This is a genomic window from Fibrobacter sp. UBA4309 (genome assembly GCF_002395745.1).
GTDB lineage: Bacteria > Fibrobacterota > Fibrobacteria > Fibrobacterales > Fibrobacteraceae > Fibrobacter.
Genome location: NZ_DGUN01000057.1, coordinates 1 through 4,881, shown reverse-complemented (window position 1 = coordinate 4,881; position 4,881 = coordinate 1). Strand labels below are relative to the sequence as shown.

The 4,881-nt window shown below is 52.4% G+C and carries 6 protein-coding genes and 2 pseudogenes; 4 read left to right on the top strand and 4 right to left on the bottom strand.

Features of this window, described 5'->3' with window-relative positions:
* Positions 1-257 (bottom strand): annotated as a pseudogene (locus tag B3M32_RS08590) (hypothetical protein); the annotation flags it as partial.
* A gap of 182 nt (positions 258-439) precedes the next feature.
* On the opposite strand from B3M32_RS08590, the gene B3M32_RS08585 reads away from it, so the two are divergent.
* Complete coding sequence (locus B3M32_RS08585) at positions 440-721, top strand: type II toxin-antitoxin system RelB/DinJ family antitoxin (protein WP_072807676.1); 282 nt, start codon at positions 440-442, stop codon at positions 719-721.
* A complete protein-coding gene (locus B3M32_RS08580; RefSeq protein ID WP_163453640.1) occupies positions 715-1,011 on the top strand; it encodes a type II toxin-antitoxin system YafQ family toxin in 297 nt (98 codons plus the stop codon). The genes B3M32_RS08585 and B3M32_RS08580 overlap by 7 nt, the downstream gene beginning before the upstream one ends.
* 5 nt (positions 1,012-1,016) lie before the next feature.
* Here B3M32_RS08580 and B3M32_RS08575 read toward each other — a convergent pair.
* A pseudogene (locus tag B3M32_RS08575) lies at positions 1,017-1,183 on the bottom strand (TfoX/Sxy family protein); the annotation flags it as partial.
* Positions 1,184-1,252: 69 nt separating this feature from the next.
* Between B3M32_RS08575 and B3M32_RS08570 the strand changes: the two are divergent.
* The gene (locus B3M32_RS08570) at positions 1,253-1,585 is read left to right on the top strand and encodes a DMT family transporter (RefSeq protein ID WP_290745423.1); all 333 of its coding nucleotides are present in this window, start codon (positions 1,253-1,255) and stop codon (positions 1,583-1,585) included.
* 9 nt (positions 1,586-1,594) lie between these two features.
* Here the strand turns inward: B3M32_RS08570 and B3M32_RS08565 are convergent, their stop codons facing one another.
* Entirely contained in the window at positions 1,595-2,989 is a 1,395-nt protein-coding gene (locus B3M32_RS08565; protein WP_290745421.1) for a T9SS type A sorting domain-containing protein, read from the bottom strand.
* Between the two features lie 106 nt (positions 2,990-3,095).
* Positions 3,096-3,527, bottom strand: coding sequence for a GNAT family N-acetyltransferase (locus B3M32_RS08560; RefSeq protein ID WP_290745418.1), 432 nt, complete (start codon positions 3,525-3,527; stop codon positions 3,096-3,098).
* A gap of 63 nt (positions 3,528-3,590) precedes the next feature.
* Here B3M32_RS08560 and B3M32_RS08555 point away from each other — a divergent pair.
* On the top strand, positions 3,591-4,881 hold a 1,291-nt coding region (locus tag B3M32_RS08555), incomplete at its 3' end, for an anaerobic C4-dicarboxylate transporter (protein WP_290745415.1).

The following is a 4,881-nucleotide window of genomic DNA, read 5'->3' as shown; positions in this document are numbered from 1 at the left end:
GCCACTACCGCATATGGAAAGGCAAAAGACAGCGCTAAATCCGTATTCCAATACCCTTCTTCATATGATACCGATTCATCGTCCCGCCCAGGAATTTTCCTGTTATCCAAATCCCCAACTCTTACCGCTCCGCCAGCAACGAAATTAATTCCATTCCTCGCATTCATGAACTGCGCCGCAGAAGGCGGATGGTTCGAGCACCCCGCCAAGAGCAGGGCGCACACCGCCAAGACTATCCATAAAATTCCGCGAGCCATTATCTACAAAATAGAATATCTAGGCAAAACCCGGATTCATTCTATCTGCCAAATCGCAAACTTCATCAAATAAAACAGGGTTAAACAACGCCAAAACAGTGAAATACAAACATAAAACATTGATTTTCACGTGATTTTTATGTATATTTAACATGTATTTCACCCATCCCAAAGAGGGCACAATGGCAAATTTGACGATAACACTGGACGACGACGACAAAAAGGGCATCGCCGATTTTTGCGAAAAGGTGGGAATGACCATCTCGGGGCTGTACAACGTATTTACCAAGCAAGTTCTACGCGAAGGAAGAATCCCTTTTGAAATTTCCATCAACCGTCCGAATCGGGATACCATCAAGGCGATGGAAGAGTCCGATGAAATTTATGCGAAATACCAGAAGAACCCCTCGAAGATGAAGACGTATACGGTCAACGAAGCCATTCGGGAGATGAAATCTTGGTAGAGAAAGGACCTAGATACAAAATCCTATGGACATCACAATACAAGAAAGATGTCAAGCGAGCAAAGAAACGGAATTACGATATGGAGGAATTATACGCCGTTGTTTCAAAGCTCGCAAATGACGACCCTCTTGAAGACAAGTATCGGGATCATGCTCTTGGAGGAAATTGGTCCGGGCATAGAGAACTTCACATCAAGCCGGATTGGCTCTTGGTTTACCGTAAACAAGACGATGTATTGATATTGGAACTTGTCCGCACAGGAACGCACTCGGACCTGTTTGACAAATAAAATCACATCGCCGCAGACACGGGCTTCACCAGCAGGCGGTCATCGTAAATCCCGCCGAAGATTTTCCCGTCAGCATAGAGGATGATTCGCCCATCATCTTGCGGGTGGTAACGCGCAGCTCGCCCTTGAACTGCTGCAAAACGTGGTCACGAAACTTCTCAGAACTCGGCATATAAAATTCCTTAATGGATTGCACGTATTCAATATTGTAATATAAAAAATTAATTTGTATATTCTCCCTATGCTCAACTACGTATTCCTTATCCTTGCCATTGTCGCGGAAGCGGCCGGCACCACGCTCCTCAAGATGTCGGAGCAGTTCACCAAGCTCGTCCCTTCCATCGCCTCGCTCGTCTGCTATGTGGCGTCGCTCTACCTGTTGAGCCTCTGCCTGCGAACCATCCCCATCGGCATCGCGTATGCCACCTGGTCGGCGCTCGGCATCGCCCTCATTACAATAAGCGGCATCTACTTTTTCAAGCAGACGCCGGATCTTGGAGCCATCGTGGGACTTATTTTGATTGTCTCCGGCGTGGCCGTATTGAATCTTTTCTCAAAGATGGATATCCACTAAAACAGCGGATTACTTCACCACGATTTTTGCCGATCGTACCATGCGATCGCTTTCGACGCGCACAACATAGCTGCCCCTTTCCAGGTGGGCCAGGCTAAAGCTCGTAAAGGTGCCGACCGATTCGGAGAACGATTCCACCATGTGGCCCATCATGTCGAACACCTGGACGCGCACCATCGAAGACTTCGGCAGTACCACCGTCAGTTCGTTGTTCGCAAAGCCAAGCGCAAAGCCGCGCACAGCGGATGCGACAATCGCATCTTCCGCACCGCTCGAAGAAGAGTTCTTTGAAGAATCGCTAGACTTGTTCGAAGAATCGCTGGACGTCGTCGAAGAACTGCTGGATTTTGCAGAAGAAGAACTGTTGGTATCGCCGCCGTTCCCCGAAGAAGACGACTTGTCCGTACTGGACGAGGACGTACCCGTACCAGACGAAGACTGGCCTACGCTGGACGAAGACTGGCCCGAGCCGGACGAGCTGCTCAAAGTCTTGACGACATTGAATTTTCCCGTCACCGTAATCGTTTCCGAATCCTCATCGGACGCCTTGAGCGTGTAGGCGTACTCCTTGATTTCTGCCTTGGGATCTACGGTACCGTAAATTTTAAACTGGTTCTGACCCGAGACGAAGTCATAGTCGATTCCGTCCGGGAGGCCTTCCACATCAATCGTCGACAAGGATTCAAAACCGTAAATAATCGGTTCAATGGATTCACCCGCAACAACGGTCTGGTTATCGCTGCCGCTAACAAGTTCTAATACCATCGGCAACGGACTCACCTTAATCGTCACGGTGGCGGAGTCGGTATTATCCAGGCCTTCTGCATAGACTTTGACAACACGGTCTCCCTTGACAGTCTTGTTTACTTTGCCCACGAGAGTTGCTGTGCTAGCCTCCTGGTCGATTATTATCGAGCCTCCTCCCGGGAATCCGGATGGCCTTACCACTTTTGCGTTTTCGATTTTGAAAACCACCGGCTTGATCGAATCACCGGCAACCACCGATTGCGTATCTTCGCCACCGACAAGCTTAATCGACGTCACCATCGGCTTGTGCTTTATGGTTATCGTCACTGTAGCCGTATCGTTGTTGAGCGGGCCCTTGGCCACGATGCTGATCGTATAAGTCCCGTCACCGACTTTTTCGTTGACGAGTCCCATAAGGGTCAACTTTCTATGGTCAATATCATTTCGGGATGCAAACGTCCCGGCCAGCGTAGAAACTATTACGGGATCCCCCGGCATATTGGTGTATTCAAGCTGGACCGGCTTGATGGAATCACCCGCCATCAGGCTTTGCGTCCCGTTTTCGAGAATAGTCAAATGCGTGGAATCGCTTGTTGCAGCGGCCATCGCCGACGTCGCAAAAAATAATGCGAACGCCATTATCGTAATTTTCTTCATTTTTCCCCCTTGAAATTGCATTTCATTTCTTTTCGTCACAAAAGATAACAAAAATTTACGTTTCAGACCGCTATTGCGGCCATTTTACCCCGACAGGGGGCCTTTTCTACAAGTCTTTTTCCATATACACGCACTGGAACGTGTCGTGGTGCGGTTTTCCGTTTTTGTCAAAGCGGTAACCCAGCTTCTTGTAGAATTCCTCGACTCCCGCACGGCTGGAGATGACGGCTTTCTTGAAAGCTTCTTCACGCATCCATCTTTCGGCCTCGGCGACTACCGCCTGCCCCAGGTGTTGTCCGCGGTATTCCGGCAACACGACCACGCGCCCGATTTCGGCAGATTCGCTGTCGAGGCCGAACCAGCGGCACGTGGCGACCGGATAAATGTCATCCAACGCCAGGATATAGTTGCAATTCGCGCCATCATGCGAGTCGACCTCGGCATCGAGCGGAATCTGGTACTTGTGCATCATTGCCTGGATACGCACGTAGTAGGCGCCAGCGCGCTCGCTTTCTTTTGTTACGCGAATAATTTTCATTACTTAGGTAATTTACAATTTTTTTGTGTATCTTTATGAAGACTAGCTTATAAGGAGGCTTCCATGACACTCATGATTATCCAGCTTTTAATCGTTCTCCTCGCCCTCTACGTGGGCTCGCGCTACGGAAGTCTCGCCCTCGGAGCCATCTCGGGAATCGGCCTCGCTATCCTTGTTCTCGGGTTCGGCCTGCAGCCCGGCAAGCCCCCTACCGATGTTATCTACATCATCATCGCGGCAGTGACGTGCGCGGGAATCATGCAGGCATCGGGCGGCATGGACTGGCTTATCCAGATTGCAGAACGCCTATTGCGCAAGCACCCGAACCACATCACTATCCTCGCCCCGCTCTGCACGTTCTTCCTCACCGTGCTCGTGGGCACCGGCCACGTCGTCTACACGCTCATGCCCATCATCTGCGACATCTCGCTCAAGAAGGGCATCCGCCCGGAACGCCCCTGCGGCGTCGCCTCCGTCGCTTCGCAAGTCGGCATCACCTGCTCGCCCATCGCCGCTGCCGTCGCTTCGTTTGTCATCATCTCGAACGCGAACGGCTTCGAGGTGAACAACCTGCAGGTCATCGCGATTACCATTCCCGCCTGCCTCTGCGGACTCATGGCCGCAGCAGCCGTCTCGTACAGGCGCGGCCTCGACCTCGACAAGGATCCCGCTTTCCAGGCCCGCCTCAAGGACCCGCAGATGAAGGAATACATGTACGGCAGCACCGCCTCCGTTCTCGACAAGGAAGTCTCCAAGGAAGCCAAGCGCGCCGTGTTCATCTTCCTCGGCGCCCTCGCCGTCATCGTGCTGTTCTCCGTGTTCCAGATTATCGGCCACGATATCCGTCCGCAGTTCCCCACCGGCAAGGTCGTCGACGGCGTTGCACAGGTAAAGCCGCTCGCGATGAACATCATCATCCAGATCGTGATGATTTCGGCCGCAGCATTCATGGTCATCTTCTGCAAGGCGAGCCCCAAGAAGGCCGTGGCAGGCGCCGTGTGGCAAAGCGGCATGGTGGCTGTCGTCGCGATTTACGGGATTGCCTGGCTTGCCGACACCTACTTCGCGAACTACATGGACGTGATGCAGGGCGGTCTCAAGGATATCGTGCAACACTACCCGTGGGCCATCGCGTTCGCCTTCTTCGCAGTGAGCGTGCTCATCAACTCGCAGGGCGCCGTGGTTGTCGCCATGCTCCCGCTCGCCTACAGCCTCGGCATCGAAGGCCCGGTACTCCTGGGCGTACTCCCGAGCGTGTACGGGTACTTCTTCATCCCGAACTACCCCTCCGACATCGCGACCGTGAACTTCGACCGTTCGGGCACCACCGTCATCGGCAAGTACCTGCTGAACC